We start from the raw sequence: 1,400 nt of genomic DNA, 5'->3' as shown, positions 1-1,400 counted from the left end.
AAAGATGATCTGACCCAAAAAAGTTAGACAAATAATTCAAGCGGCTTCCAAGATCTGAGTCCGGTATTGTATTGGACTCAGATCTTTTAATTTTTTCTTCATACGTTTGTGATTATAGTAATAGATATAATCATGTAATTCTTCTTCAAAATGCTCCATACTTTCAAATTCCTGAAGGTAAAGCAACTCAGACTTTAATAAGCCAAAGAAATTCTCCATGACGGCGTTGTCTAAACAATTTCCCTTTCGAGACATACTTTGCCTGATCCCATACTCTCTTAATGTTCTTTGATATCTTTTCATTTGATAATGCCACCCTTGATCGGAATGCAGGGTAACTCTATCTTCTGATTTTAAACGTTTAACCGCTTGTTCTAACATATCTCCCACAAGTTGGTAAACCGGTCTTTTCATTACTGAATAGGCAATTATTTCTCCATTACATAAATCAAGGATAGGAGATAAATAGCGCTTCTCTCCAAATAAATGAAATTCTGTCACATCAGTTACCCACTTTTGATTCATCTTCTTTGCTTTAAAATTCCGCTGAATCACATTCGGTGCAATGCGCCCACTATTGCCTTTGTAAGAGCGATATTTTTTCAATCGAACTAGGCATTTTAAGCCTATTTCACTCATTAGTCGGTTGATAGTTTTTGGATTATGAGAAAATCCATCTTTTTTTAATTCTTTGGTGATACGGCGATAACCATAACGTCCTTTATGTTCATGATAAATGGATTGGATAGCTGCCTTCACTCCAAAATATTTATCTTTTCGGTTCAAGCGCTTTTCCCAATAATAATAGGTGCTACGTGGAATATCAGCGACTTTGATAAGGGCCACGACATCATAGAATGTCTTTAGTTCATAAATTACTTGCGCTTTGATTTTGGATGTAATTTTTCCTGCATTTGAACTAAAGCATTCAACTTTTTTAAATAGGCATTCTCCATTTCTAATTGTTTAATTCGTTCTTCAAGCGCTTCAACTGAACCTTCAACTGTTTTTTCCTTCTTCGTTTCTTTTTTCATGGATGTTCGCCCCTTTTTCTTAGGAATGAGGGCATCGAATCCACCAGCATTAAAATGTATCCGCCATGTCCGAATTAATGCGGGAGAAGAAATATTAAAAATAGCCGCTGCTTCGTAGGAGGATGTACCCGTTTCATTCATATAATTAAGTACATCCATTTTAAACTCCGCCGAATAATTTGTATAGGATTTCTTAAATCCCACTTCTCCCTGTATTTGATATAAACGGACCCATCCTTGAATCATTTGGTAAGAAACTTTATATAAATCTTGGATCTCCAGATAACTATGTTTCCCCGCAAGATAAAGACGAGCAATAAATATCTTCTCTTCAGCAGTAAAATTAGCCATAAAAAACACCCCTAA

General features: G+C 35.5%; 1 protein-coding gene. It reads right to left on the bottom strand.

The features are described 5' to 3' along the window. Nucleotides 1–36: 36 nt before the first annotated feature. Nucleotides 37–1,385, bottom strand: a protein-coding gene (locus CWS01_RS17170) for an IS3 family transposase (protein ID WP_101178405.1) whose coding sequence is annotated in 2 segments (ribosomal slippage) — nt 37–941 and nt 941–1,385 — 1,350 coding nt in all. Because the reading frame shifts where the segments join, the coding sequence is not laid out codon by codon here. Nucleotides 1,386–1,400 lie beyond the last annotated feature (15 nt).

The organism is Niallia nealsonii (assembly GCF_002835805.1).
Lineage (GTDB): Bacteria > Bacillota > Bacilli > Bacillales > Cytobacillaceae > Niallia > Niallia nealsonii.
The sequence above is the reverse complement of the archived record's forward strand: the minus strand, read 5'-3'. Positions and strand labels throughout refer to the sequence as shown.